Origin of the sequence: Streptosporangium sp. NPDC002544 (assembly GCF_040295965.1) — a bacterium.
GTDB lineage: Bacteria > Actinomycetota > Actinomycetes > Streptosporangiales > Streptosporangiaceae > Streptosporangium.
The window spans coordinates 74,130-88,953 of record NZ_JBEOWJ010000029.1 but is presented as its reverse complement, the minus strand read 5'-3'; the positions used below and the strand labels follow the sequence as shown (position 1 = coordinate 88,953).

The window sequence follows — 14,824 nt, the reverse complement described above, 5'->3', positions numbered from 1 at the left end:
GGTCGGCGGCCGGTGTCCGGCTTCGGCCGGAAGGACACCGGCCGCCGACCGGTCAAAGGGGGCGGCGCGTCAGAGCGGGATGTTCCCATGCCGGCCACGGGACTCGGGGATGGCGGCGAAGGCCGCCACCAGCCGCCGCCGGGTGTCGGCGGGGTCGATGACCTCGTCGATCACGCCGAGGGAGAGCGCGCGATCGACGCCGCCGGCCACCCGGCGGTGCTCCTCGACGAGCGCGCCGCGCAGCGCCTCCCGCTCGGTCTCCGGGGCCGCGGCGAGCCTCTTGCGGTGCAGCACGTTGACCGCGGGTTCGGCCGCCATCACGGCGACCTCCGCGTCCGGCCAGGCGAAGACGGCGTCGGCCCCCAGGGAGCGGGAGTTCATCGCGATGTAGGCGCCCCCGTAGGACTTGCGGGTGACCAGGGTGACCCGGGGCACCACGGCCTCGCCGAAGGCGTGCAGCAGCTTGGCACCTCGCCGTACGACTCCCTCCCACTCCTGTCCCACCCCGGGAAGGTAGCCGGGAACATCGACGATCACGAGGAGAGGCAGCCCGAAGGCATCGCAGGTACGGACGAACCGGGCGGCCTTCTCCGCACTGAGGGAGTCCAGGCAGCCGCCCTTGCGCAGCGGGTTGTTGGCGACGACGCCGACGGCGCGTCCACCAAGCCTGCCGAGGCCGATCACCATGTTGGGCGCCCATTTCGGCTGGAGCTCCTCCAGCGCGTCACCGCCCCCGTCGAGGATCCGCCGGAGCAGTGGCCGCACGTCGTACGCGCGGCGCGGCTGGTCGGGGAGCAGCCCGGCCAGGCCGGGGTCGGCCCCGGCGGCCTGGCCCGGGTCGAACGCGCCGGGACGCGCCAGCAGGCCGGTGATGCGGCGGGCCCGCAGGTAGGCCGCGGACTCCGACTCGGTCACCACGTGGACGACACCCGACTTGCGGGAGTGCACCTCCGGGCCGCCGAGCCCGGCCATGTCGATCCGCTCGCCGGTGACGGTGTGGACGACGTCGGGCCCGGTGACGAACACCCGTCCCTCCTCCGACATGATCACGATGTCGGTGAGGGCCGGCCCGTAGGCCGCCGCGCCCGCCGCCGGGCCCAGCACCACCGAGATCTGCGGAACCCGTCCCGAGGCGCGGATCATGGCCTGGAACATGCGCCCCACTCCGTCCATGGACTCCACACCGTCGGCCAGGCGGGCACCGCCGGAGTGCCAGAGCCCGACCACCGGCCACCGGCGGACGACAGCCTCGTCGATCGCCGAGGCGATCCGCAACGCGCCGTCCATGCCCAGCGCGCCGCCCATCGTGGTGGCGTCGGTGCAGTACGCCAGCACCGGAGACCCGCCGACCCGGCCGCGCACCGCGGTGACGCCGCTGCCGTCGGGTTCGTGCGCCGGGACCGTCGACCCCTCGTCCAGCAGCCGGGCCAGCCGTACCAATGGGGACCGGTGGTCCGGCGCCACCTCGGTGATGATCGTCATCGTCGGCTCCGTTCCGGTGCGAGGGTGGGGACAGCGGCGAGCAGTTCCGCGGTGTACGGCTCGGAGGGGCGGGCGAACACGTCCGCGACGTCTCCCGTCTCGACGATCCGCCCGTCCTTCATCACCGCGATCCGATCGCTGACGTGGTGGATGACGCCGAGGTCGTGCGAGATGAACAGCATCGCCACCGCCAGGTCGCGTTGCAGTGTGGCGAGCAGGTCGAGGATCTGCGCCTGGATCGAGACGTCGAGCGCCGACACCGGCTCATCGCAGACGATCACCTCCGGTGACGGGGCCAGCGCCCGGGCGATGGCGACCCGCTGCCGCTGGCCGCCGGACAGTTCGAGCGGGTGGCGTCCCGCCGTGGCCGCCGGCAGCCCGACCTGGTCGAGCAGCTCGACGACCCGGTCGCGGCGTTCCCTGCGCCGGGCACCGGTCAGGGCCACCGCCTCGCCGACGATCCGCCCGACCGGGTAGCGGGGGTCGAACGAGCCGAGCGGATCCTGGTAGATGGCCTGGATCCGGCGCCGCCTCGTTCTGCGGTCGCGCTCGGGCACGCCGCTCCACGGCTCGCCACCGAGCCGTACGACACCCTCGTCGGGTTCCAGCAGGCCGAGCGCGATACGGGCGGCGGTCGTCTTGCCCGATCCGGACTCGCCGACCAGACCCAGCGTTTCCCCCGCTCTGAGCTGGAACGACACATCCCTGACCGCGTCCTGCCAGCCCCCGTCGGGGGTGCGGAACCGTTTGGAAAGGCCCTCGGCCGCCAGCACTACAGCCCCCTCTCGGAGGGGTTCCCGCCGTGCCGTGGTGAGCCGGGGAGGCTCGGGGATGCGCGATCCAGGATGCCAGCACAGGACCCGGTGCCCCGCCTCGACCTCGGCGGGATCCGGGAGCTTGTCTCGGCACTGCTGGTCGGCGTGCGCGCAGCGGGCGGCGTATGGGCATCCGCCCGGTCCCGGCGCGGGCCGCCCGGCCGCCGCGACGGACAGCGCCGTGCCCTTGGCGTGGGCGGCGGGCACGGCGGCGATGAGCGCCTGGGTGTACGGATGCCGGGGATCGGCGAGCAGCCGGGCGGCCGGGCCCTCCTCGACGATCAGCCCGCCGTACATGACGGCGATGCGGTCGGCGAGCCTGGACACCACGGCCAGGTCGTGGCTGATCAGCAGGAGGGCCGCGCCGCCCTCCGTCAGCCCGCGCAGCAGCGCGAAGATCTGCGCCTGCACGGTGACGTCCAGCGCGGTGGTGGGCTCGTCGGCCACGAGCAGGCGCGGTCCCGCGGCGATCACGGACGCGATGAGCGCCCGCTGCCGCAGACCGCCGGAGAGCTCGTGCGGGTGCTGGCGCGCCCGCCGGGCCGGGTCGGGGATGCCGACGTCGGCCAGCAGTGACAGCACCCGCTCGCCGATGCCCGCCCGGTCCACGACCCGGTGGGTGCGCAGCGTCTCGGCGACCTCGGCTCCCACAGTCCTGAGCGGGTCCAGCGACACCAGCGCGTCCTGGAGCACCAGGCCGATCCGGCGACCCCGGACCGCGCGCCAGCCCGACTCGGTCAGGGTCGTCAGGTCGTCGCCCTCGAAGGTGAGCCGGCGGGCACTGACCGAGGCCCGCTCGCCGGCCAGGCCGACGAGGGTGCGCGCGGTGACGCTCTTGCCGGAGCCCGACTCCCCGACGATGGCCAGGCACTCGCCGGGCGCGACCGCGAACGACACGTCCCGCACCGCGTGGATCCGCTCGCCGTCGAGATGGAAGACGACGTCGAGTCCTTCGACCACGATCACCGCGTCCTCCTGGTGAAGCGGCTCTGGGCGGAGCGGCCGATCACGTTCACGGCGATCACCGTGGCCGTGATGGCCGCCCCGGGGAACAGCCCGATCCACCAGGCCGTCTGCAGGAAGTCACGGCCCTCCGACAGCATGGCTCCCCATTCCGGTGCGGGCGGTCTCGTGCCGAAGCCGAGGAAGCTCAGCCCGGATCCGGCGATGAGCGCCGTGCCGAAGCCGACGCCTGCCAGCACCAGCAGCGGGCCGAGGGCGTTGGGCAGGATGTGCCGCACGATCAGCGTCGAGCGCCGCAGCCCGAGCCCGCGGGCCGCCTCGACGTACCCCGACCTGCGCACCACCAGGGCCTCGGCGCGGACGACCCGCGCGTACCCGGGGACGAAGGCGATGGCGATGGCCAGCACCACGTTGGCGGTCCCACCGCCCAGGACGGTGATCACCAGCAGGGCGACCAGGAGCTGGGGCAGGGAGAGCAGGATGTCGGCCACCCGCATGACCGCCTGGTCGGCCAGGCGCCCGCCCAGCGCGGCGGCGAGGCCGAGCACCGCTCCCCCGATGACGGCGAGACAGGTCGAGCCCAACCCCAGGAGCAGGGACGGCCTGGCGCCGTGGACGACCCGGGTGAACAGGTCGCGGCCGAGCTGGTCGGTGCCGAACCAGTGCTCGGCGCCGGGTGGTAGCAGGGCATGGACGGGATCGATGGTGATCGGCGAGGACGCGGCCAGCAGTTCCGGCGCGAGGGCGGCCAGCGCGATCGGGACGAGCACGGCCCAGGCGAGCACCGACGGCCCGCGCCGGACGGCGAGCCCCCAGCGGGCGGGGATACGGACGGAGAGCGGCGCCACGCGATCACCCGGCCCGTAGCCGCGGATCGATGAGCGCGTACAGCAGGTCGACGACCGTGGAGATGAGGACGAACACGAAGGCCGACAGCAACACCACGCCCATCACCACCGGCATGTCCTTGTTTCCCACCGCCTGCAGCGTGAGCGCGCCGATGCCCGAGCGGCCGAAGACCGTCTCCACCAGGACGGCGCCGCCGAGCAACGTCCCGACGAGCCATCCCGTGAGGGTGGCGAGCGGCACCGCCGCGTGCCGGAGCGCATGACGTAGCCGGACGGCGGTCTGGCCCAGGCCCCGCGCCCGAGCGGTGATCGCGAACGGCTGTGCCAGCGCGGTCTCAAGCCCCTCGCGCAGCACCTGCGCGAGGACACCGGCGATCGGCAGGGCCAGGGTGAGCGCGGGCAGCACCAGCGCCGCCAGGTCCTGCGCGCCGATGACGGGAAAGAGCCGGAGCTGGAAGGAGAACGCGGTCAGCAGCAGGATGCCCAGCCAGTACGAGGGCAGCGAGACGGCCACCAGTTCCCAGGCCGTCGCCGCGGCCCGCACGCCGCGGCGCCGTCCGGCCGTCGCCACCGCCGACACCAGCGCGATCAGAACGGCGAGGGTGATCGCGGCCGCGGCGAGCTGCACGGTGGCGCCGAGCTGGTCGCCGATCAGCTGCCATACCGGCCGCTGGAGCTGGTACGAGGAGCCCAGGTCGCCGGTGACGACCTTGCCCAGGTAGCCGAGGTACTGGATGAGCACCGGCCGGTCGAACCCGAACTCGGCCCTGATGTGCTGCCTGACCTCGGCCGATGCCGTGGTGGCCGGTCCCAGCAGGGTCGCGACGGGGTCTCCCGGGATGAGCTGGAGGGCGACGAAGGCGAGGGTCGCGGCGCCGTACAGCACCGCGAGCCCTGCCCCCAGCCGCTTGGCGAGAGTCCTCACTGCGCCGTCTTGGCGAGCCACACGTCGTAGAACAGCGGCCAGGCGTTGGAATCGAGCGTGAGCCCGCGTACCTGCTTGCCGAGGCCGAGCACCTGCGACTGGGTGTAGACGGGGATCACCAGCGCGAGGTCGACGGCACGCTGCTGGGTCTTGCCGTACACGTCCTTCCTGACGGTCTCGTCAAGGGTGGCCCGGCCCTGGTCGGTCCACGTGGTCAGGTCGGGGTCGTTGAGGAACGTGGCGTTCTGCCCGCCCTTCTGGGGCCGGCTGGCGCCGTTGAACAGGAGCCACAGCACGTCCGGTTCGAAGCGCGACCAGCTGTAGTCGGCCAGGTCGGCCTTGCCGCCGTAGACCCGCTCGAGGTAGGTGCCGATGTCGGCCTGGGGCCGGGTGACCTCGACGCCGATCTTCTTGAGGTCGGCCTGGAACGCCTGCCCGAGGATGTCGCGCTGGTCGCGCACGTACTGGGCGGGCAGCAGCGGCCAGTCGACGACCAGGCGCTTGCCGTCCTTCGTCCGGTAGCCGTCGGCGTCCCTGCCGGTCCAGCCGGCCTCGTCCAGCAGCTTGCCGGCCAGGACCTGGTCGTACGGCCAGCTGTTCTCCAGCGCCGCGTTGTAGCCGGGGGTGGTCGGCGCCAGCGGGCTCCACGCTCTGGCGAACCGACCGAAGTAGAGCGCCTTGACGTTGGTGTCGACGTCGATCCCCCGCTGGAGTGCCTTGCGGACCTTCTCGTCGTTGAGGGGAGGCTTGGAAGCGTTCAAGTAGATGCTGTAGTTCCCACCGGGATAGTCGGCCTTGAGCAGCGAGAGGTCGGCGTTGGCCTCGACGGTCCTCGCGTTGGCCGGCGGGATCGCCGCGGCGACGTCGATCTGGCGGCTGTTCAGCGAACCGACCCGGACCGAGGCCTCCGGCAGGAACCGGACGGTCAGCTTGTCGAGGTAGGCGGGACCTGTGTGGCCACCGGTGCCGGGGCCCCAGGCGTAGTCGGCGTTCCTGGTCAGGACCGCCTCCTGGCCCTTGGTGTAGCCGGTGAACACGAACGGTCCGGTGCCGACGCCGACGGCCCCGCCGGAGCCGAGCGTGGCCGCGTTGGCCGCGATCGTCTTCGGCGAGTAGAAGCCGAGGTAGGCCGTGCTCGCGGCCTGCAGGAACGGTGCGAAGGGCGCGGAGAACTCGACCTTCACCGTGTGCGGGTCGACGATCGTGGTCCCGGTGTAGGGACCGAGGAGGTTGGAGGCGAGCTGTGACTTGGTCGCGGGGTCGGCGATGCGATCGAAGTTGACCTTCACCGCTTCCGCGTCGAAGGGCGTGCCGTCGTGGAACTTGACGTCCTTGCGGAGGCGGAAGGTGTAGCTCTTGAGATCGGGAGCCACCTCCCAGGACTCGGCGAGCCACGGGTGGAACCTGCCCGAGGAGTCCTCTGCGATCAGTGAGTCGAAGACGTTGCGGAGGATCGCCCCGGTGATGTCCTGCGAGCTGACGTGGATGTCGAAGGAGACCGGCTCGGTGTCGGCCGCGAAGGTCAGCGCCCCGCCCCTGACGGGAGCGGCCGACACCGAACCGCTCGTGCCGCCGGAGGAGGTGGCGGGCGAGCCGCAGGCGGCCAGCAGAAGCATGGCGCCGGCCATCACCCCGATTCTGGTTCGCGACGACAGCCCGAATTTTTTGAGCACGTGCATTTCACCGCTCCGGCGGGTTGGCAATAGAAGGAGTCGGAATTGACTTTTGCCGAAAGATTAAACCGGGGTTCGCACCGGAAACACCCCTAGTAACCCCTACCCGGAAATTCCATTGGCCAGTGGATATCGGGGAACGGAGACCCGCAGCCCGATGCGCCACCCCTGGGGGGTGCGCCGCAGAACGTCGAGGTAGTCGCCGTTGTGCACACTCCCGTCGGGAAGCACCGCGAGGTATCGGCTCCGCGCCCTGACGACACCGTCGCCGTCCACGAAGACATGCGTGTCAAGGGTCTGGTGGTCAGGCCCGTGCGGCCTCAGGCTCAGCGCGAACTCGCCGATGGCGGGCAACCCGCGCACGGAACGCCCGGCTCCCCTGGTCAGCTTGATCACCGCGTCCTCGGTGAACACCCGGCCGAGGTCGGCGACCTCTCCGTTGTCGAAGAGATGGGAGAACAACGCGAGCGTCCCGCGAATGTCGGAAACGTCCTCCAGTGATAATTCATCCATTTATCGGCGCCCGTTCAGGAGATCTGCTGGATGATGCCGAGGCGGTCCGGGAGAACGTTGTACCGCACGATCTTCCCGTCCTTGAACGTTATCCGGCTGACGCTGTTTCCAATGAAATGCCGTCCGCTCGCGGGGACGCCGAACAGGGGAGCGCGGTGGACGCCCTCGATCCGCCAGAAGACCACCACCCGGTCGCCTTCCGCGATCAGGTCCGTGACGGTGGCCTTGACGTTCTCGACGGTCTGCCAGACCCCCCGGATGTGGTCGCGGAAGTCCTCCCTGCCTCCGGGGCCGGCTCCCGGCGGGATCGTCTCGTCGACGGCGTCCTCGGCGATGATCTCCTCAAGCAGCTCCGGGCGCCGCAGAGTGATCAACTCCTCGTAGAGGCGCCGCGCCACGTCCTTGTTCGTTTCCGTGCTCATCGTGAGACTCCTATCTGGGCGCGTCGCCCGGGAAGGCGGGCGGGAGCAGGATGCCGTTGTTGGCGCTGAGGCCGCCGTCGACGGGGATGGTGACGCCGGTGACGTACGACGCGGCGGGCGAGGTCAGGAACCAGACGACCTCGGCCTGCTCGCGTGGCTCCGCCCAGCGCCGCTGCGGGATGCGCTCGGTCACCGCCGGTCCGAGCGTGGGGTGAGACAGCACGCCCGCGGTCAGCGCGGTCACCGTCCCGCCGGGGGCGATGGCGTTGACCCTGATGTTCTCCACCGCGTAGTCGATCGCCGCGCCGCGCACCAGGTTGATCACCGCCGCCTTGGAGGCGTTGTACGCCCAGGTGAGCGGATCACCGCCCAGGCCCGAGACCGACGAGGTCACCACGATCGAGCCCCCACCCGCCGTTCGCAGGGCCGGCAGCGAGGCCCGGATGCCCAGCGCCGTGCCGCGCACGTTGACGGCGAGGATCCGGTCGAACCGTTCGATGGCCCCGGGCGACTCCAGGGGCCCGGCGCCGCTGATCCCGGCGTTGAGCACCACCGCGTCCAACCGCCCGAACTCGCGGACGGCGAGGTCGACCATGGCGGCGTTGGTCTCCTCGGTGGACACGTCCCCGACGAGTGGGACGACGCCGTGGAGGGCGGAGAGCTTCTCCAGCCCCTCCCCCGCCACGTCGACCGCGACGACCCGGACGCCCCTGTCGGCGAACAGCTCCGCGGTGGCCCTTCCGATGCCGGACGCGGCACCGGTGACGACCGCTACCTGAACACTCATGCGTTCCTCTCCTGTGTGGACGGGACGAGCACGTCGATCCAGGAGCGGACCGCCGCCACCGTCGTCTCGGAGTGCTCTTCGAGCACTGTGAAATGGTCGCCGGGCACATCGACGGTCTCGTGCGGCAACGGCCAGAAGGCCCGCCAGTCGAGCCGTCCGGTGGGGTCGACGACGGTGCCGCGCAGCGGCTCCTCCGCTCGGACGACGAGGGTCCTGGCGCCGATCGGCTTGGGCTGCCAGTCGGCCAGGATCCGGCCGTACGCGCCCATGGTGGTGAGGCTCGCGTCGCTCCAGACCATCCGGTAGCGCTCGATGCGCTCCACCATCCCGGTGAGCATCGCGGCCAGCCACCAGTCCCGCATGCCCTCCAGCGTCGGGCTCTCGATCGGGTAGGAGTCGATCAGGACGAGCCCGGCCGCCGGGATGCCGCGGTTCTCCAGCTCGGCCGCCACCGAATGCGCGATACAGCCGCCCATGGACCGGCCGAGGATCACGAACGGGCCGTCGCCGACCAGCCGCTCCACCGTGTCGGCGTGCATCTGGACGAACGTCTCCTCGCTGTCGGGCAGGAGGTCGTCCGGCGCGTATCCGGGTGACGGCACCACGTGGACGTCCCGCTCGCCGCGCATGGCGTGGCCGAAACGGGCGTACTCGTGCGGGCCGGAGATGGCGCTGACCGCCGGAAAGCAGACCAGCGTGACCGGCGCGTCGCCGGAGGCCAGCCGGATCGGCGAGATGGCGTGCCGGGCGGCCTCCGCCGCGCCGAAGCTCGACCGCAGGTGGGAGACCACGCCGATCAGCTCGGCGGCGGCGGCGAACTCGCCCCGGCCGCACAACTGGCGGTAGAGATCGGAGAGCGGCCCCTGCCCTGCCGCCGAGGTCTCCGCCGCGGGCACGTCGGGCGTGGGAACGCTCGCGAGCTCCGGCAGCAGGTAGCCGACGAGGGCCTCGGGCGTGGGGTGGTCGAAGGTGACCGTCGCGGGCAGCCGCAGACCGGTCAGCGCGTCCAGCCGGTTGCGCAGCTCGACGGCGGTGAGCGAGTCCAGCCCGAGGTCGTTGAACGGGCGATCCGGCGCGACGGCCCCGGCCGACGTGCCCAGGACCACCGCCACCTCCGCCGTGACCACGTCGAGCACGGCTTGAGCGTGCTGTTCCTCGGGCAGCCTGGCCAGACGGTGGGCCAGCGCGGGGCCGGTCGCCGTGGAGGTCCTGACCGCTCGCCGTAGCGGCCTGACCAGATCGCGCAGCAGCGGGGGCGGTTCCGCTCCGCCCGCCCGCAGCGCGGTGAGGTCGAGCGGGGCGGGGACGAGGAACGCGTGGTCGAGCCGGAGCGCGGCGTCGAACAGCGCCAGCCCCTCCGCGTCGGCAAGGGCCCGGATCCCGGCGCGCGCGGCGCGGGCGCGGTCGGCGTCGGTCAGGTGCGCGGTGACGCCGCTCGGCCGCGCCCACATACCCCACGCCAGCGAGAGCGCGGGCAGTCCGAGAGCCCTGCGATGTACGGCCAGTGCGTCCAGGAAGGTGTTGGCCGCCGCGTAGCCGCCCTGTCCCGGCCCGCCGAGGAGCGCGGCGACGGAGGAGTAGAGGACGAAGGCGGCCAGGTCGTGGTCGCGGGTCAGCTCGTGCAGGTTCCAGGCGGCGTCGACCTTGGGACGCAGCACGTCGTCGACGCGGTCCGGCGTGAGCGAGGTGATCACGCCGTCGTCGACGATGCCGGAGGTGTGCACGACCGCCGTCAGCGGATGAGCCGCCGGGATGCCGGCCAGCACCGCGGAGAGGGCGTCCCGGTCGGCGGCGTCGGCCGCCACGACGGCGACCCGCGCGCCGAGCCCGGTCAGTTCCTCGCTGAGTTCGGCGACCCCGGGGGCCTGCTCTCCCCGCCTGCCCACGAGCACCAGATGGCGGACTCCGCGCACGGCCACCAGGTGCCGGGCGAGCTGGCCCGCCAGGGCGCCCGTGCCCCCGGTGATCAGCACGGTCCCCTCGGGGTTCCACCGCCGCCCCTCGGTGTCCGGCGCCGCCATCCGGGCGAGCCGGGGGGCGAGCACCCTGCCGTTCCTGACGGCCACCTGTGGCTCACCGGAACCGAGAGCGGCGGCGACCGCCTCCCTGACGGCGTCGGGTGACGCGTCCGCGACATCGACGACGACGATCCGGCCGGGATGCTCGGCCTGCGCGGACCTGACCAGCCCCCAGACCGGTGCCGTCACGACGTCGGGACTCTCCTCCTCCGCGGTGGCCACCGCGTTCCTGGTCACGACGACAAGCCGTGACGACTCCGGCCGTCCGGGAGAGAGCCACTCGTGCAGGAGCCCGAGTACCCGGTTCACCTGATCGTGCACGGCGGCCGGCAGATCGGCCGGCTCGAACTCGGTCCCCGGCACGAGGACGACGTCGGGTTCCGGGCCGGTCCACGGGGTCGCGACGGCCACCTCCGCCCAGGTCAGCTGGAACAGCGCGTCGCGTTCGGCGGGCCGGGCCGCCCGGAGCTGTCCGGCCGAGATCAGCCGGGCCCGAAGGGAGTCGACGGTCGCCACCGGGGCGCCCGAGGCGTCGGCGGCGTGCAGGGACAGCTCGTCCTCGCCGTGCAGCGTCAGCCGGACGCGCAGAGCCGCCGCCCCCGAGGCGTGCAGCCGTACGCCGCTGTAGGCGAAGGGCAGGCGGTTCTGGCCGGGTGGGCTGTCGCGCAGCCCGTGGTGGGCCGCGATGTGCAGCGCCGCGTCGAGCAGGGCGGGGTGGATTCCAAAGAGTCCCGCCTCAGCCCGCCGCGGCTCGGGAAGCTCGACCTCGGCGAAGAACGCGTCCGCCGCGCGCCAGGCCGCTCTCAGTCCTTGGAAGGCGGGCCCGTACGACAGACCGGCCTCGGCGAGTACCGGGTAGACGTCGTCGATCTCGACGGGGGTCGCGCCCTCCGGCGGCCACACCTCCAGCGATACCGGCTCCTCCCTCGGTGCCGTCGTGAGGAATCCCGCGGCGTGCCGCGTCCACTCCGCTCCTTCTTGGGCCTCGGCGGGGCGCGAGTACACCGCGACGGAGCGACGGCCCGCGTGGTCGAGCCCGCCGACGGCGACCTGGACGTGCACCGCCCCGCGTTCGGGGAGCACGAGGGGGGCCTCGATCACCAGCTCGTCCAGGGTGTCGAGACCGACCTCGTCACCGGCCCTGACGGCGAGCTCCACCAGGGCGGTGCCCGGCACGATGACGGTGCCCATGACCGCGTGGTCGGCCAGCCAGGGATGGGTCCGCAGCGAGAGCCGCCCGGAGAGCAGGGTCGCGTCGACGTCGGCGAACGCCACGGCGGCGCCCAGCAGCGGATGGTTCGCCGGGGCCAGCCCCAGACCCGAGGCGTCTGCCACTCCCTGCGGCGCGGATTCGAGCCAGTAGCGCCGGTGCTGGAAGGCGTAGGTGGGCAGGTCCACCTTGCCCGCACCGGGAAAGACCACCTCCCAATCAATCGGACTGCCATGCACGAACGCGTGACCCAACGCGGTCACCACCGAGACCTCCTCCGACCGCTCCCGCCGCAACACCGGAACCACCACCCGCTCCGGCGACAACACCTGCCGCACCATCGCCGACAACACCCCGTCAGGCCCCAGCTCCAGGAACGTCGTCACCCCCGCCGCGTCCAGCACACCCACCGCGTCGGCGAACCGGACCGGCTCTCTTACCTGCCGCACCCAGTAGCCCGGATCACCCAGCTCACCACCGGTCACCGCCCGCCCGGTCAACGTCGACACCACCGCGATCCGCGGCTCGGCGAACCTCACCTCCTCCAGCACCCGCCGAAACTCCGCCAGCATCGGCTCCATCCGGGAGGAGTGGAACGCATGACTGACCGTCAGCCGCCTGCTCCGCCGTCCCCGCCCGGTGAAGTCGGCCACCACGGCCGACACCAGATCCTCATCCCCGGAGATCACCACCGAGGAGGGCCCGTTGACGGCCGCGATCCCCACCCTGCCCGACCAGATCCGATGGGAGCCGCCCGGAAGGTCCTCATCTCCAGAGACCACCAACGGGCCGCCGACGGCCGTAGCCCCCACCCCGAAGCCGCTCGAAGTGTCCGTCCGCACCTCGCCCGGCTCCGCCGGAGCCCCCATGACCACCGCCCCACCGGCCGCCCCCGGAACATCCGGGATATTCGCCCTGTCCAGCCCTGCCAGAGCGTCGAGCACCTCCCGCTCAGTGGCCTCGATCGCGGCCATCGCCCCACCAGAGGGCAACGCCTGCATCAACCGGCCCCGCGCCGCCACCACCCTGGCCGCATCCGCCAGCGACCACACCCCCGCCACATAAGCAGCCGACAACTCCCCAACCGAATGCCCCACCACAAAGTCAGGAGCCACCCCCCACGACTCCAACAACCGAAACAACGCCACCTGCAACGCGAACAACCCCGACTGAGCAAACACCGTCCGATCCAGCACCCCCACCGCACCGAACACCGCCTCCCGCACCGACACCCCAGGAAGATGACGATCCAACTCCGCGACCACCTCATCAAAAGCCGCCGCGAACACCGGGAACCGCCCATACAACTCCCGGCCCATCCCCGCACGCTGAGAACCCTGACCGGTGAACAGATAAGCCAGAGCGCCCCCCGCCCGGCCCTGAACCACCCGCGCCGACGACTCCCCCGCCGCCAACGCCTCCAACCCCGCGACGAAACCCGCCACGTCAGCGGCCACCACCACCGCCCGCTCCTCCAACACCCCCCGACGACGGGCCAGCGAATACCCCACATCCCCCGGATCGAGATCCCCCTCCGCCCCCACGAGCCCGATCAACCGCGCCGCCTGCCCCCGCAACCCGGCCACCGACCGCCCCGACACCACCCACGGCACCACCCGCCCAGCCGCGACCACCTCTCCAGCAGCCGAACCGTTCAGCACGGGCACGAACTCCCCCGAGCCGGCCGGAACCACCTCCTCGGCCGGTCCTATATCCGTGGCCTCCTCGTTTTTCAGCCGGTCGACCACACCGGAACCAGCCAGGGCAGGATCATCCGGAGCCTGCTCGATGATCACGTGAGCATTCGTGCCACTCACCCCGAACGCCGACACCCCCGCCCGACGCGGCCCACCCGTCTCCGGCCAAACCCGCGCCTCACTCAGCAACTCAACCGCCCCAGCCGACCAGTCCACATGCGGCGACGGCTCATCCACATGCAACGTCTTCGGCAACACCCCATGACGGATCGACTGGACGAGTTTGATCACGCCGCCGACGCCCGCCGCCGCCTGCGCGTGACCGATGTTCGACTTGAGCGAGCCCAGCCAGAGCGGCCGACCGGCGGGCCGCCCCTGACCGTACGTCGCGATGATCGCCTGTGCCTCGATCGGGTCACCCAGCCTGGTGCCGGTGCCGTGCGCCTCGACCAGGTCCACGTCCGCCGGGGAGAGTCGTGCCCCGGCGAGTGCCTGCCGGATCACCCGCTGCTGCGCCGGACCGTTCGGCGCCGTCAGCCCGTTCGAGGCGCCGTCCTGGTTCACCGCCGAACCCCGGACCACCGCCAGCACCTTGTGGCCGAGCCGGTGCGCGTCCGACAGGCGCTCCACCAGCAGGAACCCGACACCTTCGGCCCAGCCGGTGCCGTCGGCCGCCCCGGCGAACGCCTTGCAACGGCCGTCCACCGACAGGCCACGCTGGCGCGAGAACTCCACGAACCCCTGCGGCGACGCCATCACCGAGACGCCCCCGGCCAGCGCCAGGTCGGACTCGCCCGAGCGCAGCGACTGCACCGCCAGGTGCAGGGCGACCAGCGAGGACGAGCACGCCGTGTCGACCGTGACCGCGGGCCCCTCGAACCCGAACGTGTAGGCGATCCGGCCCGACGCCACACTGCGCAGCGTGCCGATGCCCAGGTGGCCTTCCAGTTCCTCGGGCGTTCTGGAACCGGCGGCGTAGTCACCGCCCGCGAGCCCCGCGAACACCGCCGTACGGCTGCCTCGGAGCGGAGCCGGATCGATGCCGGCCTGCTCGAACACCTCCCAGGCGCTCTCCAGGAGCAACCGCTGCTGCGGGTCGATCGCCAGCGCCTCCCGTGGCGAGATCCCGAAGAACTCCGCGTCGAAGCCCGCGACGTCACTCAGAAAGCCGCCGTACCGGGTGTACGACGTGCCGGGATGGTCGGGATCGGGGTCGAACAGGCCGTCCAGGTCCCAGCCCCGGTCCGCGGGGAACCGTGACACCGCGTCCCGGCCCGCGGCGACCAGATCCCACAGGTCCTCCGGCGAGTTCACGTCGCCGGGGAACCGGCAGGACATTCCCACGATCGCGATCGGCTCCCTGCCCGCGGACTCGACCTCGTGCAGCCGCCCCCGCAGACTGTGGACATCGGCGATCGCTCGTTTCAGGTATTCGCGAAGCTTCTCGTCGGCCATGGTGGATGCGCTCCTC

General features: G+C 72.1%; 9 protein-coding genes. All 9 read right to left on the bottom strand.

Annotated features, from left to right (window positions below; genetic code table 11):
* Positions 1-69: 69 nt before the first annotated feature.
* The 9 genes from ABT061_RS34780 to ABT061_RS34740 all read right to left on the bottom strand — a co-directional run bounded on the left by ABT061_RS34780 (position 70) and on the right by ABT061_RS34740 (position 14,808).
* On the bottom strand, positions 70-1,482 hold the full coding sequence (locus ABT061_RS34780; RefSeq protein ID WP_350926073.1) for an acyl-CoA carboxylase subunit beta: 1,413 nt from the start codon (positions 1,480-1,482) through the stop codon (positions 70-72).
* Entirely contained in the window at positions 1,479-3,263 is a 1,785-nt protein-coding gene (locus ABT061_RS34775) for a dipeptide ABC transporter ATP-binding protein (RefSeq protein ID WP_350926071.1), read from the bottom strand. Before ABT061_RS34775 ends, ABT061_RS34780 begins: the two co-directional genes overlap by 4 nt.
* A complete protein-coding gene (locus ABT061_RS34770; RefSeq protein WP_350926069.1) occupies positions 3,260-4,108 on the bottom strand; it encodes an ABC transporter permease in 849 nt (282 codons plus the stop codon). Before ABT061_RS34770 ends, ABT061_RS34775 begins: the two co-directional genes overlap by 4 nt.
* 4 nt (positions 4,109-4,112) lie before the next feature.
* The gene (locus ABT061_RS34765) at positions 4,113-5,033 is read right to left on the bottom strand and encodes an ABC transporter permease (protein WP_350926067.1); all 921 of its coding nucleotides are present in this window, start codon (positions 5,031-5,033) and stop codon (positions 4,113-4,115) included.
* Positions 5,030-6,661 (bottom strand): ABC transporter substrate-binding protein, encoded by a 1,632-nt coding sequence (locus tag ABT061_RS34760; RefSeq protein WP_350926065.1) that lies wholly within the window; start codon positions 6,659-6,661, stop codon positions 5,030-5,032. The genes ABT061_RS34765 and ABT061_RS34760 overlap by 4 nt, the downstream gene beginning before the upstream one ends.
* Positions 6,662-6,808: 147 nt before the next feature.
* Positions 6,809-7,219, bottom strand: a complete 411-nt coding sequence (locus tag ABT061_RS34755; RefSeq protein ID WP_350926063.1) for a nuclear transport factor 2 family protein — start codon at positions 7,217-7,219, stop codon at positions 6,809-6,811.
* A 14-nt stretch (positions 7,220-7,233) separates the two neighbouring features.
* Positions 7,234-7,641 (bottom strand): ester cyclase, encoded by a 408-nt coding sequence (locus ABT061_RS34750; protein WP_350926061.1) that lies wholly within the window; start codon positions 7,639-7,641, stop codon positions 7,234-7,236.
* A gap of 10 nt (positions 7,642-7,651) precedes the next feature.
* Complete coding sequence (locus tag ABT061_RS34745) at positions 7,652-8,428, bottom strand: SDR family NAD(P)-dependent oxidoreductase (RefSeq protein WP_350926059.1); 777 nt, start codon at positions 8,426-8,428, stop codon at positions 7,652-7,654.
* Positions 8,425-14,808, bottom strand: coding sequence for an SDR family NAD(P)-dependent oxidoreductase (locus tag ABT061_RS34740; RefSeq protein ID WP_350926057.1), 6,384 nt, complete (start codon positions 14,806-14,808; stop codon positions 8,425-8,427). The genes ABT061_RS34745 and ABT061_RS34740 overlap by 4 nt, the downstream gene beginning before the upstream one ends.
* Positions 14,809-14,824 lie beyond the last annotated feature (16 nt).

Coding starts and splice junctions, on each gene's coding strand:
- ABT061_RS34760 (WP_350926065.1), bottom strand. CDS start 6,661: ATGGCCGGCGCCATGCTTCTGCTGGCCGCCTGCGGCTCGCCCGCCACC.
- ABT061_RS34780 (WP_350926073.1), bottom strand. CDS start 1,482: ATGACGATCATCACCGAGGTGGCGCCGGACCACCGGTCCCCATTGGTA.
- ABT061_RS34740 (WP_350926057.1), bottom strand. CDS start 14,808: ATGGCCGACGAGAAGCTTCGCGAATACCTGAAACGAGCGATCGCCGAT.
- ABT061_RS34755 (WP_350926063.1), bottom strand. CDS start 7,219: ATGGATGAATTATCACTGGAGGACGTTTCCGACATTCGCGGGACGCTC.
- ABT061_RS34745 (WP_350926059.1), bottom strand. CDS start 8,428: ATGAGTGTTCAGGTAGCGGTCGTCACCGGTGCCGCGTCCGGCATCGGA.
- ABT061_RS34750 (WP_350926061.1), bottom strand. CDS start 7,641: ATGAGCACGGAAACGAACAAGGACGTGGCGCGGCGCCTCTACGAGGAG.